The 24543-nt window shown below is 71.9% G+C and carries 18 protein-coding genes; 17 read left to right on the forward strand and 1 reads right to left on the reverse strand.

All coding sequences use genetic code 11. The features are described 5' to 3' along the window. Positions 1–8: 8 nt before the first annotated feature. The gene (locus ACFZAX_RS01560) at positions 9–1421 is read right to left on the reverse strand and encodes an alpha/beta fold hydrolase (protein WP_390957965.1); all 1413 of its coding nucleotides are present in this window, start codon (positions 1419–1421) and stop codon (positions 9–11) included. Positions 1422–2362: 941 nt separating this feature from the next. Here ACFZAX_RS01560 and ACFZAX_RS01565 point away from each other — a divergent pair. The 17 genes from ACFZAX_RS01565 to ACFZAX_RS01645 all read left to right on the forward strand — a co-directional run bounded on the left by ACFZAX_RS01565 (position 2363) and on the right by ACFZAX_RS01645 (position 24521). Next, positions 2363–3958 (forward strand): ATP-binding protein, encoded by a 1596-nt coding sequence (locus ACFZAX_RS01565; RefSeq protein WP_390957967.1) that lies wholly within the window; start codon positions 2363–2365, stop codon positions 3956–3958. Continuing rightward, complete coding sequence (locus ACFZAX_RS01570) at positions 3955–4401, forward strand: roadblock/LC7 domain-containing protein (RefSeq protein ID WP_390957968.1); 447 nt, start codon at positions 3955–3957, stop codon at positions 4399–4401. Before ACFZAX_RS01565 ends, ACFZAX_RS01570 begins: the two co-directional genes overlap by 4 nt. Beyond that, positions 4398–4757, forward strand: coding sequence for a DUF742 domain-containing protein (locus tag ACFZAX_RS01575; protein WP_390957970.1), 360 nt, complete (start codon positions 4398–4400; stop codon positions 4755–4757). The genes ACFZAX_RS01570 and ACFZAX_RS01575 overlap by 4 nt, the downstream gene beginning before the upstream one ends. 85 nt (positions 4758–4842) lie before the next feature. Next, positions 4843–5391, forward strand: a complete 549-nt coding sequence (locus ACFZAX_RS01580) for an ATP/GTP-binding protein (protein ID WP_390958394.1) — start codon at positions 4843–4845, stop codon at positions 5389–5391. After that, on the forward strand, positions 5388–6755 hold the full coding sequence (locus tag ACFZAX_RS01585; RefSeq protein WP_390957972.1) for a cytochrome P450: 1368 nt from the start codon (positions 5388–5390) through the stop codon (positions 6753–6755). Before ACFZAX_RS01580 ends, ACFZAX_RS01585 begins: the two co-directional genes overlap by 4 nt. Before the next feature lie 106 nt (positions 6756–6861). Next, positions 6862–8112, forward strand: coding sequence for a cytochrome P450 (locus tag ACFZAX_RS01590; RefSeq protein ID WP_390957974.1), 1251 nt, complete (start codon positions 6862–6864; stop codon positions 8110–8112). A gap of 477 nt (positions 8113–8589) precedes the next feature. Next, positions 8590–8985, forward strand: coding sequence for a hypothetical protein (locus ACFZAX_RS01595; protein WP_390957976.1), 396 nt, complete (start codon positions 8590–8592; stop codon positions 8983–8985). 96 nt (positions 8986–9081) lie between these two features. Next, positions 9082–10179: a phosphate ABC transporter permease subunit PstC gene (pstC, locus tag ACFZAX_RS01600; protein WP_390957977.1), complete on the forward strand. Its 1098-nt coding sequence runs from the start codon at positions 9082–9084 to the stop codon at positions 10177–10179. Positions 10180–10265: 86 nt separating this feature from the next. Then, entirely contained in the window at positions 10266–11558 is a 1293-nt protein-coding gene (pstA, locus tag ACFZAX_RS01605; RefSeq protein ID WP_390957979.1) for a phosphate ABC transporter permease PstA, read from the forward strand. Positions 11559–11641: 83 nt separating this feature from the next. Further along, positions 11642–13396 (forward strand): phosphate ABC transporter substrate-binding protein PstS, encoded by a 1755-nt coding sequence (gene pstS, locus ACFZAX_RS01610; RefSeq protein ID WP_390957981.1) that lies wholly within the window; start codon positions 11642–11644, stop codon positions 13394–13396. Next, positions 13393–15954 (forward strand): hypothetical protein, encoded by a 2562-nt coding sequence (locus ACFZAX_RS01615; protein WP_390957983.1) that lies wholly within the window; start codon positions 13393–13395, stop codon positions 15952–15954. The genes pstS and ACFZAX_RS01615 overlap by 4 nt, the downstream gene beginning before the upstream one ends. Before the next feature lie 267 nt (positions 15955–16221). Beyond that, positions 16222–17208 (forward strand): hypothetical protein, encoded by a 987-nt coding sequence (locus ACFZAX_RS01620; protein WP_390957985.1) that lies wholly within the window; start codon positions 16222–16224, stop codon positions 17206–17208. Between the two features lie 820 nt (positions 17209–18028). Beyond that, on the forward strand, positions 18029–19420 hold the full coding sequence (locus ACFZAX_RS01625; protein ID WP_390957987.1) for a hypothetical protein: 1392 nt from the start codon (positions 18029–18031) through the stop codon (positions 19418–19420). 157 nt (positions 19421–19577) lie between these two features. Continuing rightward, positions 19578–20498: a sortase domain-bontaining protein gene (locus ACFZAX_RS01630; protein ID WP_390957989.1), complete on the forward strand. Its 921-nt coding sequence runs from the start codon at positions 19578–19580 to the stop codon at positions 20496–20498. A gap of 61 nt (positions 20499–20559) precedes the next feature. Next, a complete protein-coding gene (locus tag ACFZAX_RS01635; RefSeq protein WP_390957990.1) occupies positions 20560–21423 on the forward strand; it encodes an ATP-binding cassette domain-containing protein in 864 nt (287 codons plus the stop codon). A 184-nt stretch (positions 21424–21607) separates the two neighbouring features. Beyond that, a complete protein-coding gene (locus tag ACFZAX_RS01640; protein ID WP_390957992.1) occupies positions 21608–23167 on the forward strand; it encodes a DHA2 family efflux MFS transporter permease subunit in 1560 nt (519 codons plus the stop codon). Positions 23168–23270: 103 nt separating this feature from the next. Further along, on the forward strand, positions 23271–24521 hold the full coding sequence (locus ACFZAX_RS01645) for an MFS transporter (protein WP_390957994.1): 1251 nt from the start codon (positions 23271–23273) through the stop codon (positions 24519–24521). Positions 24522–24543 lie beyond the last annotated feature (22 nt).

A 24543-nucleotide genomic window follows, 5' to 3' on the forward strand; every position in this document is an offset into this window, starting at 1 on the left:
GTGCGGGGTCAGGGCTGCAGCGGCATGGTCCAGCAGTTGGAGCTCGCGGACTTGCCGGCCAGCCGGTCGGTCAGCCAGGAGATGGCGTCGCCCTGGTCGGTGAGGAGCGGGACCAGGTGGTTGGTGACGATCTTGTCGCCGAGGTTGGGGAGGATGACGGCGTCGTAGGTGACGTTCGCGCCCTTGTGGCACCAGTCGACGGCGAGTTGGCGCGCCTGGGCGTGCGGCACGATGTCGTCCTGGATGCCGGTGGCCACCCGTACGGGGGTGGTGGGCTTGAGGTTGCCGATGCGCTGGGCGTCGAGCGTCGCCTTGAGTTGCGGGATCGACTCGACCAGCTGGCTCAGGGACTTGCCGCTGGTCGTCCAGGAGCTGCTCTTCTTGAAGCCGTACCCGAAGAGCGCGTCGCCGATGCACATCGTCGAGAGGTCCGCGAGGGCCGCCTTGCCGGCCGCGTTGATCTGGGCGTCCGCGAGGGGCTGGAGGGACGGGTCGCTCTGGAGGAAGCCGTTCAGGGACCAGCCGAGGGCGCCGGCCAGGGCGCTGCCGTCGATCCCCTTGATGGTGGCGGCCAGGTCGGCCGGGGGCGCGCCGACGTAGGCGCCGGCCAGTTTCACGTCCGGTGCGTAGGTGGGCTGGAGTTCGGCGGCCGAGGCGCTGGCTCCGCCGCCCTGGCTGTAGCCGTAGAGCCCCACAGGTGAGGCGGCGGTGACGGACGCCCCGCTCACCCCGCGCGCCGCGCGGGCGGCGTCCAGGAGCGCGTGGCCACCGTCGACCCGGCTGACGTAGGTGTGCAGCCGGTCGGTGGCTCCGAGGCCCGCGTAGTCGGTGACGACCACGGCGGTACCGGCGGCCAGCAGCCGGTAGACGGAGAGGTCCTCGTAGCCGATCGACACGGTGTCGCCGTTGAGCGTGATCGGGTTCTGGAGGCCCAGCGAGGCCGCGCACTGGTCGCCCTGCCCCATCGTGCCGGGCGCCAGGGCGACGAGCGGACGCGGTCCGCTCCCCTTCCACGCGGCCGTCGGTTCGATGTAGGCGCCGGTCACGGCCACCGGGGAACCGTTGGAGTCGGTGGACTTGTACATGAGCCGGGTGGCCTTGCCCGGCAGCGGGCCGCCCAGGCTGGGCAGGCTCAGCGCCAGCTTGAGCGGCTCGGTACGCACCAGCGCGCCGTCCCCCGCGGGCAGGGTCTGGGGCGGGGTGTAGAAGGCCGGGATCTCCACGCCCCGGGAGACCACCGGAGCGGTGGCGGCCGACGCGGGAAGCGTCTGGGCGCCCAGGCAGGCAGCTGCGGCGAGTCCGGCCGCCAGCACGCGCCCGGTGATCACCCCCACGATGCCGCGCCGGGGCGGACGGGCGGTCCGGCGGCGGCTCGCCGGTGGGGACGTGTGAGGGGGACGGGCGCTGCTCGGTCGTTCCATGCGGCTCACTCCTCGGTTCGGGGGAAGGACGAGAGTTCGCTACCGGCGGCTCGTGCCGTGGGGGCACCGGGACCCTGATCCCGCACCGGGGTGTGCACTGGGGATACTGCGCGGGTTCCGGGCCGGACAGGGGTGTGCCAAGCCCGAAAAACCCTCGGGAACACGCTGGTTACCGGCGAGTCATACTGGAGAGTAGGTCCGCGTGTCACTCAGTGACAAGACGTCTGCGCGCGCCGGATCGCGCCACCCCGCCCGCGCGGGAAAAGCCGAGCGCCCGGGCCCGAGCCGGCCCCGGGCTCCTTGGGACACGCCTCCACCACCATCGGCCCGCCCCCCTTCAGAGGGCTCCCGCCCCCGCGCCGTCCTCGACCTGATCGAGGCCGCCGCCAGGTACACGGCGACGAAGGAGACGCAGCCCCGCCCGTGACGGCCGCTCCTGCCCGGCCACCCGGTACGGGAAGGAGCGGCCGGAAAAAGCCGGCCGGAAATGCGGCTCGTACGTGGAGTTCCCAGTGGTATCGGGTGATGCCGCCGGGAACTCCCGTGCCGGGAGCGCCGCCCAGGCGGGCGCCGCCACCCGCCCTCGTCCCCCGGCCGGTCCATCGCCGCTGGTGGACCGGCTCATGAGCGGGCACGAGAGGCGGCACGAGGAGCGGCGCCCCTCCGACATCTCGAAGTCCGGAAGAACGTGTGCGACAAGTCGCCATAACTGTTGCGATCTTGACGATCAGTCTTCCTGACCCCCCTTGGAAATCAGACCGTTTGGTCTAGGCTCTGCATGCCTTTGATCTCGCAAGGGAGTTCGACGTGTCCTGGAAGGGTCCATTCCTCGTGGCTGGCGCTGTGTTCTGCAAGGCCATCGGGGCGAGGCCGACGTGGTGAGGCCGCCGGCCCGCGGAGCGCGCCCCGCGAAGCGGACCGACCGGCCGAGGTACGGGACCGTGCTCCGCCCCGCGGTGGTCTGGTCGACCGCCGCCGTACTCGCGGCCGGCTGCGCGGTGTCGGCCCTGGTCGTCACCGGCGACGCCCGGCGCGTGCTGGCGGCCGGCGGTGTCGCGGTCGCCGTGCTGCTGATCGCCCCGGTGGTGCTGCTCACCCGGAAGCTGAACGCCGAGCGTGCCCGGCGCGCCGAGGCGGTGGCGCTCGCCGCCGCCCGGGACGCGGAAGTGGCGCACCTCGCCCAGGTGCGCGTACCGGCCATCACCGAACTGCTGCGCACCGGGCAGCGGGCGGACGGCGCGCCGGGTCCACTGTGGCAACGGCGTGAGACCGGCGAGGAGTTCGCCCGGTCGCTCGACCTGGTGGTGGACGTCCTCGGCTCCGACGAGGCGGTGCACCGCGAGCGCGTCCTGCGCGACTCGGTGATGGCCGCCTTCGAGTCGGTGGCGCGCACCATGCACGTGATGGCCACGGTGCAGCAGCAGGTGCTGGACCAGGTGGAACGTTCCCTGGACGATCCCCGCCTGATGGCCGAGGTGATGAAGGCCGACCACGCGGCCTCCCAGATGACCCGCAAGGCGCAGACGCTCCTGGTGATGTGCGGCATCTGGCCCGCGCGCCGGGAAACCCGTCCGGTCTCGCTGTACGACTGCGTACGCGGCGCGCAGTCGCGGATCGTGGAGTTCGGGCGGATCGAGGTGCACGGCGGGCAGACGCTGTACGCGGCGCCTCCGGCGGCCGAGGGGCTGATGCACGCCATCGCCGAACTCCTGGAGAACGCCACGGTGTTCTCGCCCTCGCGCTCCCAGGTCATCGTCAGTGTGCGGGAAGTGGGTGCCGGGGCGGTCGTCGAGATCGACGATGCCGGGCTCGGCATGCCGCCGGACGTGCTGCAGCAGGCCCGGGGCCAGCTGCACGACGACCTGGACCTGACCCGGCTGGGTGCGGTGCCCCGGCTCGGTCTGGCCTGTGTCGGCCGGTGGAGCCGCGAGCTCGGCTTCAACGTGGAGCTGAGCGGGACGTCCGCGTACGGCGGGACCCGCGCCGTGATGTTCGTACCGTTCCGGCTGCTGACCGAGCCGGCGGTGCGCGTCCCGGCGCACCGGCGTCCGGACGCGTGGCCCGAAGGCGGCCCGGAGTCCCCGGAACTCCCGGTGCGGGAAGAGCCGCGACCGGCCGGGGACGCCGAGCACGACGTGTACGCCGGGAGCTCCGAGTACGCGGAGCACACCCGGCCGGGCACCCGGGACGGCGGCCTCGTCCCGGCCGAACCGGCTTCGGAGGACGGCCCGCAGACCGCGGGTCTCCCCCGCCGCCGCAGCCGGCGGGGTCCGGCCCGTACGGCGGACGCCGTGCCGCCGCGGGCGGCCCGGCACTCGGTGCCCCCGGCGCGGTCCGCCCCCGAGGCCGCACCGTGGACGCCGGAGGCGGCCCGCGCGTCGATCGCCAGCGTGGTCTCCGGCACCCTGCGCGGACGCGCCGCCCTCGGCGCCAACGAGGCGCGGCCCCGGCCGTCCACCGATCAACCCGAGGCGGCGCCGTCCGGCGAACCGTCTCTGCCCAGTACCCCGAACCAGCAGCACGGAGGCCGGTCGTGACCGGAACCATCACTCGACTCCCCGACCTGGGCTGGATGCTCCGCCCGCTCACCGAGATCCCCGGCGTCCGGCACGCGGTCGTCGTCTCGGAGGACGGCCTGCGTCTCGGCCACGCGTCCGCGGAGAACCTCAAGGGCCCGGTATCGGGTCTCAGCGTCGCCGAGGCGGAGTCGCTCTCGGCGGCCTGTGCGGCGATGACCATGACGGGCCGCTCCACGACGACCCTGCTCTTCGGCTCCGGTGTGGGGCTGCGCCAGCTGATGCTCGAGTCGGACCACGGGTTCGTCCTGTTCACCCATGCCGGGGTCGGCGCGCACCTGGGTGTCGCCACGGACCTGGAGGCGGACGTCGGTCTGGTGGCCCAGCAAATGCAGCTGCTGGTGGCGAAGATCGGCGCGCACCTGAGCAGTCTGCCGCGGGATCAGGCCATCGCGTCGTCATGACGGGACGGCCCGAGGAGCCGAGAGCCTCGGCGGTACGCCCCTACGTCATCACCCGCGGCCGTGCGGAGTCCGGCGCCGAGCCCTTGTCCTGGGAGTCGCTGGTGATGGCCACGGAGGCGGCGTTCCCGGCGTCCCTCCAGCCGGAGCACCTCGCCATCCTGACGCACTGCGAGGGGCTCATCTCGGTCGCGGAAGTGGCCGCGCACCTGCGCCAGCCGCCCTCGGTCGTGCAGGTGCTGCTCGCCGATCTCGTCCAGTGGGGGCTGATCGTGACCCGTCCTCCCATTCCCGCGGCCGAACGCGCCGATGTGACCATGCTCAGAAAGGTCCTCGATGGTCTCGAAAGCCGTATCTGAAGCCTTCGTCGAGGCCGGTCCGCCACCCGCTCCCGGCCGGGTGAACCCCGCCCGCCCCTCCTCCGGGAAGTACGTCGCGTCCAGCGTGGCCGGGGCGGCGAAGATCCTGGTCGTCGGCCCGCTGGGGGTGGGCAAGACCACGCTGATCGGGACCGTCTCGGAGATCGAGCCGCTCTTCACCGAGGCCGCGATGACCCAGGCCGGCGCCCGGGTCGACACCGTCGTGGACAGCGGCAAGACGACCACCACGGTCGCCCTCGACTTCGGCCGGCTGACCGTCGACGGCGACCTGGTGCTCTACCTGTTCGGTACGCCGGGTCAGCAGCGGTTCCTGCCGGCCTGGCGGGACCTCGCCAAGGGCGCGCTGGGGGCGCTCGCCCTGGTCGACACCCGGGACCTGACCGCCTCCTTCGACGCGCTGGGCAACCTGGAGGATCTGGATCTGCCGTTCGCCGTCGCCGTGAACGTCTTCCCCGGCAGTCCTCTGCACGACACGGACGATCTGCGCGACGCGCTCGACCTGCTGCCCGGGACTCCCCTGGTCCTGTGCGACGCGCGCGACGAGGAGTCGTCGATCCGGGCCCTGATCGCCCTCGTCAGCCACCTCATCCATGTCGCCACGGAGCCTTCATGAGCACCCCGCATTCCCCGGCCGGTTCCGCCGCCCGGTGCCCCTGGCCCACCGCCCCGGCCGTGTCCACGGCGACCCCGCTGTACGGGCCGGACCTCGACGGCGACCGGATGACCCTGCTGTACGAACAGATGCGCGACGCGCATGGACCGGTCGCCCCGGTCTCCGTGGCTCCGGGCATCGACGCCTGGCTGGTGCTGGGCCACCGCGAGCTGCTCAAGCTCACCCGCGACGAGGGGGACTTCTCGCACGACCCGCGCCACTGGCGTCTGCTGCGCGAAGGCCGGGTGCCCGACGACTCGCCGATCCTCCCGATGGTCGGCTGGCGCCCCGCGCTGCTCTTCGCGGACGGGCAGCAGCACCGCAGGATGCGGGCGGCCGTCTCGGACGGGCTCGCCGGGATCAACGGCCACGAGCTGCGCCGCAGCGTCCGGGCCGCCGCCGAGGGGCTGATCGCCTCCTTCGCCGCGCGGGGCGAGGCGGACCTGGTCGCCGACTACGCCCGTACGCTGCCGCTGCGGGTGATCACCGGACTGCTCGGGCTGGACGACCGCACCGGACGGGAGCTGGTGGAGGCCGTCGCGGGCACCGTCTCCGCCACCAGCGGCTCGGCGGACGCCAGCCGCCGGATGGGTGCCATCCTCTACGGGCTGATCAAGGAGAAGCGGCGCGAGCCGGGCGAGGACATCACTTCCACGCTGCTGCACCACCCGGCGGAGCTCACCGACGAGGAGGTGCTGCACAACCTGGTGGTGATGTTCGTCGCGGGCAACCAGACCACGGTGAACTGGATCGCCACCACGCTGCGCATCCTCCTGTGCGACCCGGCGTTCCGCTCCTCGCTGGCCGGCGGCCACCTGAGCGTGGACGACGCGCTCGACCTGGTGCTGTGGCGCTTCCCGCCCACCCAGAACTTCCCCGCCCGCTACGCCACCCGCGACATGCGGTTCGGCGGACAGGACATCCGTACCGGCGACATGCTGATCCTGGGCCTCGCGGCGGCCAACGCGGACCCGGAGATCCTGCCGGCCGACGGTGCGCCGGTGGTCGGCAACCGCTCCCATCTGGCGTTCGGCGCCGGACCGCACACCTGCCCCGCGCAGGACCCGGCCCGGCTGATCACCCGGACCGCGGTGGACACCATCCGGCACCGGCTGCCGGATCTGGAACTCGCCGTGCCCGAATCGGAGTTGGAGTGGATCAAGTCTCCTTGGAGCAAGGGCCTGGGGGCGCTCCCGGTACGGTTCGGCACGCCGCAGCTGCCGCAGGGGGAGGTCACCCCGCACTCGGCGAGGGACCTCGCGCCGGCCCGGACGGCGCACTGGAGCACCGGCGTGCCCCGGCCGTCCTCGGCCGTGCCGTCCTGACGGACCCGCGCCGCCGCCCCACGCCGACGGCCCGCCCCGGAACCGCCCTTCGCGGAGCACGGCGGACCGCCCCGCGACCACTCATCCCCGAACCTGGAGAGCTCTGTTGAACACGTCACCGGTGAACTCCGCGGCCGACGGGCCGTACCGCCTCGACCCCGCGGGCGGCTGCCCGCACGCGGCCAACGCCCGGCTGCTGGAGCGCTCCTCGGTCACCGGGGTGATCCTGCCCGGTGAGGTGGAGGGCATGGCGGTGCTGGGGCACGACGCGCTCAAGGAGTTCCTCCAGCACCCCGACGTCGCGAAGAACGCGGCGCACTTCGCGGCGCTCCAGGCCGGTGAGATCGCGGACGGCTGGCCGCTGAAGACGTTCGCCACCGTGCAGGGGATGACGACCGCCGACGGCGCCGACCACCGGCGGCTGCGGTCCCTGATGAGCAAGGCGTTCACCCCGCGCCGGGTGGAGGAACTCAGGCCGCGCATCGAGGCGTTGACCGCCTCGCTGCTGGACGGTCTGGAGGCCGCCGCCGCGGCCGGGGACGGCGTCGCCGATCTACGGACGCACTTCGCGCTGCCGCTGCCGATGGGTGTCATCTGCGAACTGCTGGGCGTGGGGCCCGAACACCACGACCGGCTGCACCGGCTGTCCAACCAGATCGTCGCCACGGACATCGGTCCGGAGGAGGCGATGGCCGCCAACCGGGAGATGGTGGAGGTACTGGGCGCGGTCGCCGCCGCCCGGGCCGAGGAGCCGGGGGACGACCTCACCACCGCGCTGATCGCGGCCCGCGAGGAGAACGGTGACCGGCTGGCCCCGCAGGAGCTGCTCGGCACCCTGATGCTCACGATCATCGCCGGGCACGAGACGACCCTCAACCTGATCACCAACGCGGTGCGGGCGCTCTGCACCCACCGCGACCAGCTCGCCCTGGTCCTGGCGGGCGGGGCGAGCTGGGAGGACGTGGTGGAGGAGACGCTGCGCTGGGACAGTCCGGTGAGCTACTTCCCGTTCCGCTACCCGACGCGCGACCTGGAGCTCGACGGCACCGTGATCCCCAAGGGGACGCCGGTGCTGGCCGGTTACTCGGCGGCCGGCCGCGACCCGGACGCCCACGGTCCCGACGCCGCGCGCTTCGACATCACCCGCGACAGCAAGGCCCGGCACCTCTCGCTGGGCCACGGCGCCCACTACTGCATGGGGGCTCCGCTGGCCCGGATGGAAGGCACGGCGGCGCTGGAGCAGCTGTTCACCCGCTTCCCCGACCTCGATCTGGCCGTGCCCGAGCCCGAACTGCCCAGGCACGCCTCCTTCGTGGGCAACAGCGTGCAGAAACTGCCGGTACGCCTGCACGGCTGAGCCGGACGCACGGGGGCGGGCGGAGGCGTACGAGGCGGGCGGGGGCAGCACCAGGTGCCCCCGCCCGCCTCGTACGCGTTCCCCCACGCACCTTCCTGTACGGCTCCGACCCGCCTCCCGCACCGGAAGTGCGGGCAGCTCTCGCGCAAGGGCGTGCCCAGGGCCCAGGCGTGCCCCGGGGTGACTCCGTGGACGAACCCGCACTTCCGGCCCGGGAAAACAATCCGGAGGGCCCCATTCCGCCCCGCCCGGCCGCGTACCGCCCACGCCTCTCCGGCCCCGGCGCACTCCCGCGCGGAAGGGGCGGTCTCGGGTGATTTCCCCAGCATGGCCGCATGGTTACCGCGTCATGAATCGTGACCTTTGGGGTCTCCTTTGCCTCTCCATGGTTCCCCGCATCTCAGTAGATTGCCTCTGCCGCCCACGCAGGTGCGTACCCTGCGGTCTTTTCTGTGAAGGGGCGGCAGGGGGTGGGGCATGGAACAGCCGAAGGAGGCGGCGGGATCGGCCGCCGGTGCGACGGGCACGCGATGTCAGACAGACATCGACACGCACGGGGGGTACGGCTGGCGGCTGGTCGCGTCGAACGGCCGGGCGATGGCGGTGGCGGGAGTGTCGTTCGGCTCGCACGCGCGGTGCAGGGCGGCGTTCGTCGAGCTGTGCGCCGCGCACGCGCACCATTCCGGGGGGATCCAGCACCGCCAGGGGGGCGGCGGCTGGGTCTGGGTGCTGCGGGACAGGTCGGGCACCGTGGTGGCCGTCTCGCCGAGGGCCTACGAGCGGCATGCCACCTGCCGCTCCGCCTACGACCGGTTTCGCGCGATGTTGCCCGGGTTGAAGGTGGAAGAGGAGGCGTTCTGGGGTAACTCTTGATGGGAACGATGCCAGGAATGTCGATGTTGCCCCCAGGGCCCCTCTCGTTCACCTCTCAGGACGTGTCCGTCCACCGGATCGGTCGAGCGTCGGGGCGTGCCTTCGCTGAAAAGATCCAGACGCCTGACGGACGACGGCGTCCTCCACGGAAGCGCTGACGGCGATCCGTCCGCCGGTCCCGTCGCCGGCCCGCCCGCCGCTCCGGCGGCGGCGGGCGGCGACGTTCCGCGCCGGCTGTACGCGGACCCCGGCCTGCCGGACAAGGTCTTCCGTACGGTCGCCCGCTCCTGCGGAACCCTCGTCCTGCTGGTGATGCTCCTCGTCGGCGGGTTCCTCTTCGCCCGGGCCCGGCTCGCCCTGGCGGACGCCGGCTGGTCCTTCCTCACGACCTCCCAATGGGCCCCCGACGCGGGGAACTTCGGCATCGCCGCCGTGCTCGTCGGCACGATCCTCATCGCCCTGATCGCGATCGGCTTCGCGTTCCCACTGGCCCTCGGTTCCGCGCTCTACATCTCCGAGTACGCCTCGCCGAGGCTGCGCCGCACGCTCATCAGCGTGGTCGACCTGATGGCCGCCGTGCCGTCCGTGGTGTACGGCCTGTTCGGCTTCTTCTTCCTCCAGGACAAGGTGGTGCCCACCGCGCGGTGGATCGCCACCTACCTCGGCTGGATACCGGTGTTCGGCGTCGAGGGCGCCGACCCGGACGACCCGCTCTCGCCGCCGAGCGTCTACACCTCGTCGTCGATGCTCGCGGGGCTGGTCGTCGCGATGATGATCGCGCCGATCATCTGCTCGATCATGCGCGAGGTCTTCTCGCAGGCCCCGGCCGGCGAACGGGAGGGTGCCTACGCCCTCGGGGCGACCCGCTGGGGCATGATCCGCAGCGTCGTCCTGCCCTTCGCCAAGGGCGGCATCATCGGCGGCACGATGCTCGGACTCGGCCGTGCACTGGGCGAGACCATCGGTGTCTTCATGGTCATCTCGCTCACCTTCGACGTGCAGTGGCACGTGCTCCAGGCCGGCACCAGCTCGGTCTCCTCGCTCATCGCCCTCCGCTACGGCGAGGCCGGCGAGTTCGGCATGTCGGCGCTGATGGCGGCCGGGTTCGCCCTGTTCGTCATGACGCTGATCGTCAACTTCGCGGCATCGTCCATCGTCGCCCGCAGCCGCTCCGGCGCGTCCAGCGACGCCTGAGCCCCGCCTTCCGCGCGACCCCCTCCGGCCGCGCGGTCCCCGCAGTCCGCGCCCGGCCCCAGTCCGCAGAAATGAGCGTTCCGACCATGACCCTGGCCCCTGAAGCGCCCCGCGCGTCCGGTGGCGCGGACCCGGCTCCCGGCGCCGCGCCCCGTACCGTCCTGCCCGGGCCCGCCCGTACGAAGGACCCCGCCGGCGAGCGGCGGCGGGCCCTGACGCCGTTGCGCGCCGGCGACCTGTACGCCCTGCTCGGCTCGGCCGCCGGATCGCTCTCGCTGACCTGGCTCGTCTTCGCCCGGCTCACCCCGTTCAACGGCGTGGTCGGGTTCGTCGTCGTGGCGTACGTCCTCTTCCTGGGGTTGTACGCCCTGGTGGTCTCGCTGGACGAGGACGGCCCGGCGGTCGTGGACCGGGTCGCCGCCGCCGTGATCCGCTCGCTCGGACTGCTGCTGGTGGCGATCCTCGTGTACGTCGTCGTCTACGCGCTCTTCGAGGGCCGCAAGGCGCTGGCGCACCTCAACTTCTTCACCGAGGACATGCGGTTCGCCGGTCCGCTGGAGCCGCTGTCGGTGGGTGGCGCGCTGCACGCGGCCGTGGGCACGCTCATCATGATCACCATCGCACTGCTGGTCACCGTGCCCATCGGGCTGGTGTGCGCGGTCTTCCTCAACGAGGTGCCCGGCCCCTTCGCCCGCTTCGTGCGCACGGTGGTCGAGGCGATGACCGCGCTGCCGTCCATCGTGGCCGGTCTCTTCATCTACGCCACCGTGATCCTCGCAGTCGGCATGGACCGCTCCGGCTTCGCGGCGGCGCTCTCGCTCTCCGTGATGATGCTGCCGATCGTGATCCGCGCCGCCGACGTCGTCATCCGGCTGGTTCCTGGCACCCTGCGTGAGGCCAGTTACGCGCTGGGGACCTCCCGCTGGCGGACGGTCTGGCACGTCATCCTGCCGACCTGCCGCTCCGGGCTGACGACCTCGGTCATCCTCGGTACCGCCCGGGGCATCGGCGAGACCTCGCCGGTGCTCCTCACCGCGGGCTTCACCGCCGAGATGAACTGGGACCCGTTCTCCGGGCCGATGGTGTCGCTGCCGCTGGCCACGTTCACCTTCGTCCGCTCGCCCGAGCCGAACATGATCTCGCGCGGATTCGGTACCGCCGCGCTGCTCATGGCCCTGGTGCTGCTGTTGTTCGTCGTCGCCCGGGTGCTGGGCGGACGCGGCCCCGGGCAGCTTTCGCGCGGCCAGGAGCACCGCCGTGTCACCGCCTCCCGCCGGGACGCGGCGCGGTTCGCGGCCCGGGGCTCCGTACGCCCCGCCGAGCCGTCCGCCGGTCCCAGCCCGGGTCCCGGTCCGAACGCCCGCCCCACGACACCGTGACGCGCGCCGTGTCCGGCCATCACCCCTGTTCGCTCCCCCCGAACCCGCGTGCCGCGCACCCGCACGCCGCCAAGGAGTTCATCGTGAGACCCGCCACCGCCCCCGCCCGTCCGGGGGTGATGCTGCTGGCCCTGCTGCTGGTGTTCGGCGCGCTCTCGGCCGTCCGGGCACCCTCTGCCGAAGCCGCCTCGTACGCGAAGATCACCGGTTCCGGCTCCACCTGGAGCGCCAACGCGGTCACCCAGTGGGTCCGCAACGTCAAGGCCAACTTCGGCATGACGGTCAACTTCACCGACAACGGTTCCTCCCAGGGACGTGAGCAGTTCCGCAACAACGTGGTGGACTTCGCCGTCTCCGAGATCCCGTACGGGCTGACGGAGCAGGGCGTTCGCGACTCGCCCCCGCAGCGTGGCTACGCCTACATGCCGATCGTCGCCGGCGGTACCTCGTTCATGTACAACCTCAAGATCAACGGCAAGCGGGTCACCAACCTGCGGCTCTCCGGCCCGGTCATCGCGAAGATCTTCACCGGGACGATCACCCGCTGGAACGACGGCGCGATCAAGGCCGACAACCCAGGTCTGACCCTGCCCGCCCGCCAGATCATCCCCGTCGTCCGCTCCGACGGTTCCGGGACGACCGCCCAGTTCACCACCTGGTTGGCCAAGGAGCAGACGTCCGTCTGGAACGCCTACTGCCAGAAGACCGGCCGCGGCAGCGGCTGCGGAATGACCTCGAACTACCCGCTCCTGGGCGGAAGTTCGATGATCGCCAAATCGGGTTCCAACGGTGTCGCCGGCCATGTGCGGCAGACGTCCGGCGAAGGCGCGATCACGTACGTCGAGTACTCCTACGCCCTGAAGACGGGCTTCCCGGTCGCCAAGGTGCTCAACAAGTCGGGCTTCTACGTCGAACCGACCGCCGCCAGCGTGGCCGTCGGCCTGCTCGGTGCGAAGATCAACACCGACAGGAGCAGCCCCTCCTACCTCACCCAGATCCTCGACGGCGTCTACCGCAACAACGACGACCGCACCTACCCGCTGTCCAGTTACAGCTACATGATCCTGCCGACGAAGGAGGAGGCGGGCTTCACCAAGGGCAAGGGCAACTCCCTGGGCACGTTCGGCCGTTACTTCCTCTGCGACGGCCAGCAGCAGGCGGAGGAGCTCGGCTACTCGCCGCTCCCGAAGAACCTCGTGCAGGCCGGCTTCGACCAGCTGCGCAAGGTGCCCGGAGCCCCCACCTCCGCGATCGACATCAACAAGTGCCGCAACCCCACCTTCTCCAGCGACGGCACCAACACCCTGGCCAAGAAGGCGCCCCAGCCGAAGGCGTGCGACAAGCAGGGCCCCACGCAGTGCACCACCGGCACCGCGGGTGACACCAGGACGACCCCGGTCAAGCCCAGCGCCTCCGGCTCCGGCGGATCCTCCGCGGGCGGCACGACCGGCACCACGACCTCGACGGGCGGCACCTCGACGGCCGGTGGCTCCACCGGCGGCCAGGGCTCGGGGACCGCGGGCACGGGCGGCGCGGCCACGGACGGCGACGGACAGCCCGACGCGACCGCAGACGCCACGGGCGGTGCGGAAGGAACCACGGGCACCGCGGGCACCACGGTCGACCCCGACACCGGTGAAGTGATCACCGGCTCCGCGGTCGTCGGGGACAGTTCGGTCGTCGCCAATCCCGTCACCCTCGCCTCGGGCAGCGGCCTCGGGCTGCGCGGCGCGCTGATGGCTCTCTCCGCACTGCTGCTCGTCGCGCTGGTCGTCGTACCCCCGCTGACCGCACGGACCATGGCCGCCCGCGCACGGCGCAGAGGGGACACGGCATGAGCGCCACGACCACGGACCCGCGCGCCAGGGGCCTGAAGGAGAGGAAGCCGTTCATGCGTGGCGCACGGGTACGGATGCCTGGACGGACCGCACCGGCCGGGCGCCGGGTGATGGCGGGCATGGGTGCGCTGACGGCCGCCCTCGTCCTTGCCGTCCTTCCGGTCCCGCCGGGAGGCGACACTCCCGCGAGCGCGGCCGAGCAGCGGAGCTCCGCGGTGACGGAGACCGGCAAGAAGGGCGCGTACGACGACTTCTCACAACTGAAGGTGACGGTCAGTCAGACCAAGAACCTTCGGGGCCAGGCGGTCAAGGTGTCCTGGACGGGTGCCGCCCCGGCCACCACGGAGAGGGCCCAGAACTTCATGCAGCTCATGCAGTGCTGGGGTGACGATCCGGACGCCGGGCCCTCGCGCGAGCAGTGCGAGTTCGGGGCGACGGTGACCTATACGCCCGGTTCCACCCGAATGCTCCAGCCGACGACGGACAACGATCGCGCGGAGGGCGATTACGAGGGCCTCCCCGACGAGCCGATGTCCTCGGGCAAGTTCGTGCCCTTCCGGCCGGTGAGCGGCGCGACGACGACCGACGCCTACGACTACACCTACTTCACCGGCGGAGACACCAACACCCTCGCCTGGCTGCCGAACGACTCCGAGGGATCGGGCGAAGCCTCCTTCGAGGTGCGGACCGCCGTGGAGTCCCCGCACCTGGGCTGCGGCGCGCGCCGCGACGCCGCGGGCGCGGTCCAGCCGTGCTGGCTCGTCGCGGTGCCGCGCGGCGAACACAACCCGGACGGAAGAGCGGCGCAGTCCTCGGCGGACCCGCAGGCGGCCAGCGCGCTGAGCCGGACGATCTGGGACCAGCGCCTGGTGTTCCGGCTCGACTTCCTGCCCGTGGGTGACAACTGCGCCGCCGACATGCCCGAGCGGCGCACCATCGGATCCGAGTTGGTCACCGACGCGATGACCTCGTGGCAGAGCAAGCTCTGCGTCGGCGGGACCCATCGGTTCACCTTCACCCAGGCCGGCGAGGAGAGTGCCCGCTCGGCGATCACCGCGCCCACGGACACCTCGCCCGGCCTCGCCTTCACGGTGGACCCGGTCGACTCCGACGGCGACGGCGCACCCCTGGTGCACGCACCGGTCGCGGTGAGCGGCCTCACGATCGGCTTCCTCTGGAACTACGAGAGCGGCACGGACTCCCACCACGTGAGCCGGCTTCGGCTCAACCAGCGGCTTCTGGCGAAGCTGCTGACGGAGTCGTACGTGGAGAACGTACGCATGGGCATCTTCGGCCAGCCCGAACCCGATACCGTCGCCGGCAACCCCGTCCGGATCGCGGCCGACCCGGAATTCCTTCAGCTGAATCCTGAGATCACCGCCGGGCGAGAGGCACCGAACGGGCTTGTCGTGGGTCTGGAGAATTCCGACACCGCGCGTCTTCTATGGCGCTACATCATTCAGAACGACGACGCCCGCGCATTCCTCGAAGGGAAGCCCGACCCCTGGGGAATGCACCTCAACACCAGCTACAAGGAATTGGATCTGACCGAGGAGCCCTTCGACTACTACCCGAAGAGCGACGCCACCGCGACCCCCACCCAGTGCGAGGGCGTCAACTACGGCAGCCAGGATCTCGTGCCGTACGCCAATGACATGCACAGTGCCGCGCTGAAGATCCGGCGGGGCTACTCGGGGCTGGCGTTCATCTGCAACGCGACGACGCAGTTCGCGCTGTCGGGTACGCGTCCCGAGCTGAACAACGCTCATGAGATCGGTATCGCGGACACCGCTTCCGCCGAGCGGTACCTCCTGGACGTGGCGGCCCTGCCCAACGCCGACGGCACCTTCGTGAAGCCGACGACCGCCACCATGCTCAAGGCGGTCACGCAGATGCCGGACTCCGCCGTCCCGGGAGTGAAGACGACCGATCCCGCCAAGGCACGCGGCAGTGCCTACCCGCTCACCTCGGTCGTCTACGCGGCCGCCTCCACGGACCAGTCGGCAGAGGCCCGCACCGACTACGCGAGGGTCATCCGGTACGCCGCGGGTGACGGGCAGACGCCCGGCACCGCACCCGGTGAACTGCCGGCGGGGTACGCCCCGCTGCCGCAAAGCTTGCGCACCCAGGCGCTCGCGGCGGCGACCGCGCTGGAGAAGGGTGTGGTCGCCGAAGGCGGCACCTCGGCGGACGGTGGCTCCTCGGGCGAGGGCGCCGGCGGCACCACCTCGGGCGGCGGCCACGGCACCGGCGGTACGGAATCAGCCTCGTCCGGCTCGACGGGCGGCGCCACAGGGACGTCCGGGTCCACCGGAACATCCGGAACGTCCGGAACGTCCGCGGCGTCCGGGGCCGCGGCGGCGGGCGGCACCGCCGCCGCGGGAGGGGCCACCACGGCCACGGCCGGGTCCGGCACCACCCCCTCCGAACTGCTCGGCGCGGTCCGCTGGGTGGTGCTCGGCGTGCTCGTCCTGGGAGGCGCGGCCTCACTGTCGGGACCTCTCCTGCTGCGTCTCTCCACCCGCCGGGGAGGGACGGAGGCAGCCGGGGTCCGCTGAGAGCGGTGCGGTGATTCGCGCCTTCCCGGATCAATTCCTCTCCGAGAAGGCGCGATTTCCCGGCAGCACACCCGGAACCTCCAAGGGTGGCGCAGGAAACAATCCATTCATCTGATCCGCCCCTCGGATTTGTGGCCGCCCGCGTCCCGATCGGGAAGTGTTGGCACCGCCGGCCGACGGGCCGGAAGCAATGAAATCCGGATTGCTCCACTGCTCCCTTCCTTGCCATCCGTACACATGGAATCCGTTTCCACGGAGGAGAAAACAGTGAACGTCACGTCTCGTGTTCGTGCCGGTGCCGTCGTCGGTGCTGTCGCTCTCGCCTTCGGCGCCTTCGCCGCCCCGGCCGCCATCGCCGACCCGCCGGCCGCCGAGTACCGCACCCTGGCAGGTGTCGGTTCGGACACGACCCAGGACGTCGTGAACGCTCTCGGCAACACGGTCCTGAACTCCTCGGGCAGCAAGATCATCGCCTCCTACGACGCCACCGGCACGGCGACGATCAAGACCCGCGCCAGCAACTGTGTGGTCAACCGGCCCAACGGCTCCTCCGCCGGTATCACCGCTCTCGCCGCAGACGTCGCCGACACCACCGTCAACTGCATCGACTTCGCCCGCTCCTCCCGTGGCATCAAGACGGCGGGCACCACCCTGACCTGGATCCCCTTCGCCAAGGACGCGGTCTCCGTCGCGGTCCGCACCGACAGCGCGCTCTACGCCGCCGGCGCCCAGGACCTCACCACGGCGCAGCTGAAGGCCGTCTACCAGTGCACCACGACCACGCTCAACGGCGTGACCCTCACCCCGCTGCTCCCCCAGACCGGTTCGGGCACCCGCTCCTTCTTCCTGGAGAAGCTCGGCCTGACGGACGCGCAGGTCGGTTCCTGCGTCGACCAGACGGTCCAGGAGAACAACGGCGTCGCCCTGAACACCGCCGGTGACATCGCCCCGTACTCGGTGGCCCAGTACATCGCCCAGGCCACCGGTACCGTCAGCGACATCCACGGCTCCACCGCCCTGATCAAGGTCAACGGCACTTCGCCCATCAGCGGTGGCGCCCTCAACTCCGGCTTCACCTACACCCGCGACGTCTACAACGTCGTCCCCACGGCGAAGCTCAGCGACGCCACCATCGCGTCCACCTTCGTCGGATCGACCTCGAAGGTCTGCGCCGCCACCTCCACCATCACCGCCTACGGCTTCGGCACCCTCGGCACCGCCTGCGGCGCGACCGCGATCACGGGCCTGAACTAGGGCGTGTATCGAAAGTCCCGCCTGTCCGACGGCGCCCGGCACGCACGCTCGCCGCGTTGTCGGGATCGCCCCGATACATCCAGTATCGGGGCGACCCTCCGCCTTGCGATCGCACGCACCGGACGTCGCCGGACCCGCCCTCCGGGCGAACGGCGCCACTTTCGACACACGCCCTGGTCACACCGCACCGCCCAGCACCACGGCCGGGCACCCCTAGGGGTGCCCGGCTCCCAGGCGTATTCCCCGCGGCCCGGGCCTCGACAGTCCGGTCACGCGAAGACACCCGCGAAGGAGAGCACGTGAAGGTCTTGTTCCGCGCCCGCACGGTCGTCGTCACGCCGGCGCTCGGTCTCGGCGCCCCGACCGCTCCGACCGCCGCCGCGGACCCGGCGGCCGGCGAGTACCGCGTCCTGGCCGGCGTCGGCTCGGACACGACCGACGATGTCGTGCATGCCCTCGGCAACACGGTCCTGATTCCAAGGTCTGCGCCGCCACCTCCACCATCACCGCCTACGGCTTCGGCACCCTCGGCACCGCCTGCGGCGGCACCGGGCCGACCGGCCTCAACCAGGCCGTGGCTCCACACCGCCTTCTGCCGGGCGACGCATGGCCCGCACGCTCGCCACGTCGCCGGAATCACCCTCGTACGCCCGTACGACGACGATCCTCCGCCTTGCGAGCGCACGCACCGGACGCCGCCCGGCCCGGCGTCCGGCCGAACGACGGCGTGTCGACGACCTGCCCCGAACGACCTTCCATCCATCCATCGAAACCCTGGGGGGAATCGCCCATGAACCGTCCAACACCACTGAGATCCCCTGTGGCACTGCTGATGAGTGGTGCCCTGCTGTTGGCGGCACTGGCAGCCGTCCTCGCCTCGGCGACGCAAGCACACGCGTTCACCACCATCGGTTCGCTCAAGCTGACCCCGTCGAGCGGCAGCATCGACACTCCTCTCCTGGTCACGCGCGTCGAGACGGACGGCCCCTGCCCGGCGGACACCGTCGCCTCCGCACTGGCCGTGGACATTCCCGGCACCGATTTCGCCGGGAACCTGGCCAAATTGGAGTCCGTCCCGAGCACGACGGAGGCCTTCTCCGGCACCCTGGCCGACAACGTGGGCTTTCCGTATCCCACGCTGAAGCAGCGTCTCCTCAACGCCATCCCCGACGCGTCGCTCGACGGCGTCTACACCATCGGTCTCAACTGCGGCCTGAACGCCGCGGACGCACCCGCCTTCACCGTCCTCATCGAGGTCGAGGGGGACTCCTGGTCGGTCCTGGAGCAGAAGACCACCGGCATCACACTGTCCAGCGTTCCCGCCCAGCCCGAGCTGGGCACGGCGTACACCCTGGTCGCCAACGTGGCGCCGGAAGGCGCGGCCGGGCGGGTGACGCTCGGGGCGAAGGCCACCGAGACCGCGGAACCGGTGACGATCGGGGAAGCCGATGTGGTGGACGGCAAGGCAGAGTTCACCCTCACCGCGCCGGCGACGAGCGGTTCGTCCTACTTCCATCTGGCGTTCGCGCCCACCGACACCCAGTCGTACGCGCCGTCCGAGTCGGACGGCTACCTCAGCTTCCTGGAGGCGAACACCCCCACCACCCCGCCCCCCACGACTCCCGCCCCCGGTGGGTCCGAGGACCTGGTGGTCACCGACTCCGAAGGCAACACCCTCGAAGCCGACCCCGCGCTGGAGCCCGGTGACACCCTGAAGATCACCGCGCACGGATTCACGGCGTCGGCCACCGTCAAGGCCGACCTCGACGGCGGCACCGCCCTGGCCGACGCGACCGCGGACGCGGAGGGCACGGTCAACGAGTACGCGTTCACCGTCCCCGACGACATCGAGGACGGCGACCACACCCTCACGCTGGCGGAGGACGCGTCCGGCGGGCAGAGCGTCGAGTTCGCGTTCACCACGGGCGCCGGCGCGACCGACGACCCGACCGACAGCCCCACCGCCGACCCCAGCGACACCACCAGCCCCGACGCCTCCACCGGCGGCTCCGACACCGGGGGCTCCGGCTCGGGCGGATCGGACGGCGGCGGCCTGGGCACCGACTCCGGCTCCGGCGGGGTACTCGCCTCCACCGGCGCCCAGCTCGGCACGGCCGCATTCGGTGGCCTGGCCCTGATCGCCGCCGGCGCCGCCCTCGTCGTCCACGTACGCCGCAGGGGCATGCTCCGCTTCGGTGCCCCGCGTCACTGATCCGTCCCTGACCGACCCGTCCGCCGCGGGCCCGGGCCGCCGCCTCATGTGACGGTCCGGGCCCGGCGGCGCGGAGGAGGTCCCCGCGTTCCGGGCGGAGGCCGTCGCGCCGACCACCCCACCTCTCCCCGAACCGTCGACCAGGAGTGCACCCATCGTGTCCGTGCTCGCACCGCCGCCCCCGGCCGCACCGCCCGACCAGAAGCCGCCCCGCCCGGCCGCGGCACCCTCCCGGCCCGGCCTCGCCGTGACCGGCGCCGCCCTGTGCGTGCTCGCCGCCGTGCTGTTCGGGTTCGCCGCGAACCTCACCGTCGTCGGCCACCTCCAGCACGCCCGCGACCAGCAGGTCGCCCACGACGATCTGCGGGAGCAACTCGCCCTCGGTACGGCCCCGGTGGGCCAGCAGACCTTCGACGGCAAGGCGCTCGAATCCGGCGCCCCCGTCGCCCTGCTGCGCATCCCCGTGCTCGACGTGGAGGAGGTCGTCGCGGAGGGCACCACCTCCACCGTGCTGATGTCGGGCCCCGGGCACCGCCGCGACACCCCGCTGCCGGGCCAGGCGGGCACCTCCATCGTGATGGGCCGCCAATGGGGGTACGGCGGGCCCTTCGGCGGCCTGCACAACCTGCCGGCCGGCTCCCGGATCGAGGTGACCACCGGCCAGGCGAAGGTCAGTTACGAGGTGACCGGTGTCCGCCGGGCGGGCGACCCGCTCCCCGCCCCCCTGGCCTCCGGCGAGGGACGGCTGACCCTGATCACCGCGACCGGCGGACCGTACACCCCCTCCGGCACCCTGCGGGTCGACGCCAAGCTCGTCACTCCCGTCCAGCCCAGCCCGCCGCGCGTGCTGCGCACCGGCTGGATCACCGAGCCCGAGCAGGCGCTGAAGGGCGAGCAGGACGCGTGGCTCCAGGTGTTCCTGTGGACGCAGGCCCTGCTCGTCGCCGCCCTGCTCACCGTGGGTGCCCATCGCGTCTGGGGACGCTGGCAGACCTGGGCCTGCGGAGCACCGCTGCTCGCCGCCCTCGGCATCGCGGACGCCGGGGCGTTGACCGCCCTGCTGCCCAACCTTCTCTGACCGCACCGCCGTTCACGCCCACGTACACGCAGATCACCTCGCCGTACCTTCTGGAGTCACCATGACCACCACCGACACGACCGGCGCGGCCGTCGGCCGCGACGACGTCACCGACACCCTGATCCAGCCGCGTGTCATCCGCGGTCAGGGTCCCGCCACCCTGGAAGCCGAAGAGATCTCCGCGTGGTTCGGCGACCACAAGGTCCTGGACCGGGTCTCGCTGACCATGCCCGCCCGCCAGGTCACCGCCCTCATCGGCCCGTCGGGCTGCGGCAAGTCGACGTTCCTGCGCATCCTCAACCGGATGCACGAGCTGATCGGTTCGGCCTCCCTGGCCGGGCGGGTGCTGCTGGACGGCGACGACATCTACGACCGGGGCCGCCGCATCACGCAGGCCCGCCGCAACATCGGCATGGTGTTCCAGAAGCCCAACCCGTTCCCCGCGATGTCGCTGTACGACAACGTCCTCGCGGGCCTCAAGCTCAACGCCATCAAGGCCGGCCGCGACGCCCGGGACCACCTGGTGGAGGAGTGCCTGACCAAGGCGGGGCTGTGGCGGGAGGTCAAGGACCGGCTGCGCCAACCCGGCGGCGCGCTCTCCGGCGGCCAGCAGCAGCGCCTGTGCATCGCCCGCTCCCTCGCGGTGCGCCCCCGCGTCCTGCTGATGGACGAGCCGTGCTCCGCGCTCGACCCGACGTCCACGCGCCGTATCGAGGAGACCATCGCCGAGCTGAAGTCGGAGGTGACCATCGTCATCGTCACCCACAACATGCAGCAGGCCGCCCGTGTCTCGGACACCTGCGCGTTCTTCCTCGCCTCGCAGGGCACGCCCGGCCTCATCGTCGAACACGGCGACACCCAGGCCATGTTCGCCTCCCCCCGGGACGCGCGTACGGCCGACTACGTCAACGGGCGCTTCGGCTGAGCCGCGGCACGCCACGGCCTGTTCGGAACCGTCCACCATAAGCAGAGGTTCGGTCATCGCGAAAAACCAGCTCTTGGACTTCTGACTCCCCGCTCGCGAGCATGAACGCGGGGACGAGAGTGCGCCGCCGGATTCCCGTCCGGCGGCGCTTTCCGTCCGCCCGACGAGCAGAAGGAGCGCGCAGATGCAGAAGAAGTGGTGGACGCTGCTGGGGGTGTGCGGCGGGACGTTCATGCTCCTGCTGGACACCACCGTCGTCTACGTCGTCATGCCCGACGTGCAGGAGGACCTGAACGCCGGGTTCTCGGACCTCCAGTGGGTGATCGACGGATACGCCCTCGCGCTCGCGGCCCTGCTGCTGACGAGCGGGACCCTCGCGGACCGGTTCGGGCGCCGACGCCTCTACGCCCTCGGTGTCGTCCTCTTCACGCTCGCCTCCCTCCTGTGCGGCCTGGCGCAGTCCCCGTTGATGCTGGTCCTCGCCCGGATCTTCCAGGGCATGGGCGGCTCGGTGATGTTCGCGACCGGACTGGCGCTGCTCGCGGGCAGCTTCGAGGGCAAGGAGCGCGGCACGGCGTTCGGCGTGTGGGGCATGGTCACCGGACTCGCCTCCGCGATCGGCCCGGTCGCCGGCGGGCTGATCTCCAGCGGCATCAGCTGGCGGGGGGTCTTCCTGGTCAACGTGCCTGTCGGCGTCCTGGTCGTCCTGATCGTCGTGCTGCGGGTGGACGAGTCCCGCTCACCGTTCGCCCGCCGGCCCGACCTTCCCGGGTTCGCCCTGCTGACCTCGGGGCTCGCGACCCTCGGCTACGGCCTGATCCGCGCGGGCGAGGGCGGCTGGCGCGACTCCCGCGCGTTCACCTCCCTCGTCGTGGGCGGGGTGCTGCTGGCGGCCTTCCTCGTCGTCGAAGCGCGGGTGGCGGAGCCGATGTTCGAGCTGCGGCTGTTCCGTATCCCGACCTTCGTCGGCGCGTCCGTCGCGGCGTTCGCGATGAACGGCTCGCTGTTCGCGATGTTCCTCTTCCTCGCCGTGCACTTCCAGGAAGTGCTCCGGTACTCCTCGCTGGAGACGGGCGTGCGTCTGCTGGCCGCCTCGCTGGCGATGCTCCTCGCCTCGCTGCTCGCGGGCCGGCTCGGCGCCAGGGTTCAGCCCCGCTTCCTGATCGGCGTCGGGCTGCTCCTGGTGGGCGCCGGTCTCCTGCTGATGGGCGGGGTCGGCGCACGCTCCGGCTGGGAACACTTCCTCCCCGGGCTGGTGCTGGGCGGGTTCGGCGCCGGGCTGGTGAACCCGCCGCTCGCCTCGACCGCCGTGGGCGTCGTGGACTTCTCCCGCTCCGGGATGGCCTCGGGCATCAGCGGTACGTTCCGGCAGCTCGGGGTGAGCGCGGGGGTCGCGGTGCTGGGTTCCACCTTCGCCGTCGTCATCGGCAACCGGGTGCACGACGGCCTGGCGGGCGTACCGGGCGTCGGTGACCGCACGGACCGGATCGTCTTCCTCGTACGGGGCGGCGAGATCGACCGGGCCGCGGCGCTGGTCCCCGAGGCGCGGCGGGGGACCGTCGAGCGGCTCGCCGTGACGGGGTACGTCGACGGGCTGAACACCCTTCTCGCCCTCTCCGCGGGCCTCGCACTGGTGGGCGGCGTGGTGTCCCTGCTGCTCATCCGGGCGGCCGACTTCCAGGGCGCGCGGCAGCCGAAGGCGGTTCCCGAAGCTTCGCCTTCCGCCCGGATCGGCCTCGGGTGAACCGCGTCCAGCCTCCGATCCGGTGTCGCCCGGCCGCTCCAGGGCGCAGACTTCACCGCGACGCGGGCCACGACCTGCGGCATCGGAGAGGAATCGCATGCGCATGAGACGGATCATCCCTCCGGCAGGGGCGCCGAGGAAGCTCGCCCTGGCCCAGCTGGCCAACTCGGTGGGTGACGGCGCCTATTACGTGGTGTCGGCGCTCTACTTCAACCGTGTCGTCGGGCTCTCCCCCACCGCGATCGGCGCGGCGCTCACGCTGGGCTGGGCACTCGGAGCGGTGGCCGGAGTGCCGTTGGGGCACCTCGCCGACCGGCGCGGCCCACGCGGGGTCGCGGTCCTGATGTCCCTGGTCACCGGGGCGGCGGTCGCCTCCTTCCTCTTCGTGCACGCCTACCCGGCGTTCCTGGTGGCGGTGTGCGTGTACGCCTGCGCCCAGTGCGGTCTCGCGGCGGCCCGGCAGGCCCTGCTCGCGGCCCTGGTGGAGCCCGCCCGGCGTACGGAGACCCGCGCCCACCTCCAGTCGACGGTGAACGCGGGACTCGCCCTGGGTGCGGCGCTCGGCGGAGTCGCCCTGCAACTCGACACCACGAGTGCCTACGTGACCGCGCTGGCGCTGGACGCGCTCAGCTTCCTGGTCTCGGCCCTGCTCCTGCACCGCCTGCCGGCCCCCGAGGGAGCGGCGCACACCGAACGGCCGGCGGGCGAGCGCCGGTTGGCGGTCCTGCGGGACCGGCCGTACGCGGTGGTGTCCCTGCTCAACATGGTCATGCTGCTCTACATGCCGCTGCTGAGCGTGGCGCTGCCGCTCTGGATCGTGCGGCGCACCGAGGCTCCGGGGTGGACCGTCTCCGCGCTGCTGGTGGTCAACACCGTGAGCGTGGTGCTCTTCCAGGTGCGGATCGCGTCCCGGGTGACCGGCCTGGACTCGGCGTCCCGGTCGGTCCGGCACGCCGGCTGCGTCCTGCTGCTGGCCTGCCTCGTCTTCGCGTGCTCGTCCCTGGGCACCTCGGCGTGGGCGGCCGGCGCGCTGCTGCTGGCGGCGGCGGTGATCCAGGTCCTCGGGGAGATGCTGCTCGGGTCCGGCTCGTGGGAGATCGGCTTCGGGCTCGCTCCGGCCGACAAGCAGGGCCAGTACCAGGGCTTCTACGGCTCCGGGACCGCAGTCGCACGCCTGATCGGGCCGCTGCTGCTCACCACCCTGATCCTCTCCTGGGGCTTCACCGGCTGGCTGGTGCTCGGCGGGCTCTTCCTGGCCGCCGGTACGGCGATGGGCCCGGCGGTACGCCGGGCCCACGCTGGTACGGCACACCGGGCACCCCTGGGCACCGGCGCAGCGGTGGAGGGGAGCTGATCCCGAGCCCCTCGCACACGCT

Source organism: Streptomyces sp. NPDC008125 (assembly GCF_042957125.1).
Classification (GTDB): Bacteria; Actinomycetota; Actinomycetes; order Streptomycetales; family Streptomycetaceae; genus Streptomyces.

Excerpts from the sequence above, each read along its gene's own strand:
- ACFZAX_RS01585 (WP_390957972.1), top strand. The coding sequence starts at position 5,388 with ATGAGCACCCCGCATTCCCCGGCCGGTTCCGCCGCCCGGTGCCCCTGG.
- pstA (WP_390957979.1), top strand. The coding sequence starts at position 10,266 with ATGACCCTGGCCCCTGAAGCGCCCCGCGCGTCCGGTGGCGCGGACCCG.
- ACFZAX_RS01645 (WP_390957994.1), top strand. The coding sequence starts at position 23,271 with ATGAGACGGATCATCCCTCCGGCAGGGGCGCCGAGGAAGCTCGCCCTG.
- ACFZAX_RS01575 (WP_390957970.1), top strand. The coding sequence starts at position 4,398 with ATGACGGGACGGCCCGAGGAGCCGAGAGCCTCGGCGGTACGCCCCTAC.
- ACFZAX_RS01615 (WP_390957983.1), top strand. The coding sequence starts at position 13,393 with ATGAGCGCCACGACCACGGACCCGCGCGCCAGGGGCCTGAAGGAGAGG.
- ACFZAX_RS01560 (WP_390957965.1), bottom strand. The coding sequence starts at position 1,421 with ATGGAACGACCGAGCAGCGCCCGTCCCCCTCACACGTCCCCACCGGCG.
- ACFZAX_RS01635 (WP_390957990.1), top strand. The coding sequence starts at position 20,560 with ATGACCACCACCGACACGACCGGCGCGGCCGTCGGCCGCGACGACGTC.
- ACFZAX_RS01595 (WP_390957976.1), top strand. The coding sequence starts at position 8,590 with ATGGAACAGCCGAAGGAGGCGGCGGGATCGGCCGCCGGTGCGACGGGC.
- ACFZAX_RS01640 (WP_390957992.1), top strand. The coding sequence starts at position 21,608 with ATGCAGAAGAAGTGGTGGACGCTGCTGGGGGTGTGCGGCGGGACGTTC.